The organism is Streptomyces sp. NPDC006430, assembly GCF_040612395.1.
In the GTDB taxonomy this organism is placed as follows: domain Bacteria; phylum Actinomycetota; class Actinomycetes; order Streptomycetales; family Streptomycetaceae; genus Streptomyces.
In genome coordinates this window covers 1-1,187 of sequence record NZ_JBEXQA010000121.1, presented here as the reverse complement: position 1 = coordinate 1,187, position 1,187 = coordinate 1, and the positions used below count along the sequence as shown (strand labels likewise).

At 71.3% G+C, this 1,187-nt stretch carries 1 protein-coding gene; it reads right to left on the bottom strand.

The genetic code is table 11. The features are described 5' to 3' along the window. A partial coding sequence (locus tag ABZZ20_RS36880; RefSeq protein WP_356877440.1) for a non-ribosomal peptide synthetase occupies positions 1-1,187 on the bottom strand: 1,187 nt, incomplete at both ends.

Sequence of the window (1,187 nt, the reverse complement as noted above, 5' to 3'; positions counted from 1 at the left end):
CGCACCCGGCTCACGAGGCGGACTGCAAGGAGGGAGTGGCCGCCGAGTTCGAAGAAGTCGTCGTCCACGCCTACTTCGTCGATGCCGAGCACGTGGGCGAACGCCTCGCACAGCGCCCGCTCCTGCGGCGTCGACGGTTCCCGGCCGACGCCCGCCGACCCGGCGTATTCCGGTGCGGGCAGCGCCCTGCGGTCGAGCTTGCCGTTCGCTGTCAACGGCAGCCGCTCCAGCGGGACGACGGCTGAGGGCACCATGTGCTCAGGCAGTCGCTGAGCAGCGAACTTCCGCAGAATAACGGAGAGTTCCCCACCTGACGAGCCCTCCCCCTCGAGCGCCACCACGTAGGCCACGAGGCGGGCGTCGCCCGGGGTGTCCTCGCGGGCCACGACCGCGGCCCCGCCCACCGACGGATGGGCCAGCAGGGCCGCCTCGACCTCTCCCGGCTCGATCCGGAAGCCCCGGACCTTCACCTGCTCATCCGCCCGGCCCAGATACTCCAGCTGCCCCTCGGCGGTCCACCGCACCTGGTCCCCGGTCCGGTACATCCGGACACCGGGCTCGAACGGACAGGCCACGAAACGCTCACTCGTCAGACCCGGCCGCCGCACATAACCCCGGGCCACCTGCACCCCGGACACATACAGCTCACCGGCGACCCCGGGAACCACAGGCTGCAGCATCCCGTCGAGCACATAGACCCGGGTGTTGGCGATCGGCCTGCCGATCGGCACCGACTCACCGACATCCTGCCCCGCCCGCACCTCGAAAACGGTGCACCCGACCACCGTCTCGGTCGGACCGTACTCGTTGACGACCACCGAACCAGGCGCCCGCTCCAACCAGGACCGCACGGCGGTACCGGTCAGCGCCTCGCCACCGACGATCACCCTGCGCGCCGCGCCCGCAAGCCGGCCGTCCGCCACCAGCTCGGTCAGCAGCGGCAGATGGGCCGGTACCAGCTTCATCAGCCCGAAACCACCACCGGCGCCGACCAGGGACGCAAGCCCCTCCGCCCCGCCCTGCCGGCTCACCACGACCGCGGAGCCCGACACCAGCGGCACCAGCACACTCGTCACCGTGAGGTCGAACGCCAGCGAAGAATGCAACGGCGCCCCGCCACCGTCCTGCATCCCGTACGCCCCGCCCGCCCACACGACGTAATTCGCCAGACCGCCGTGGGTGACCGC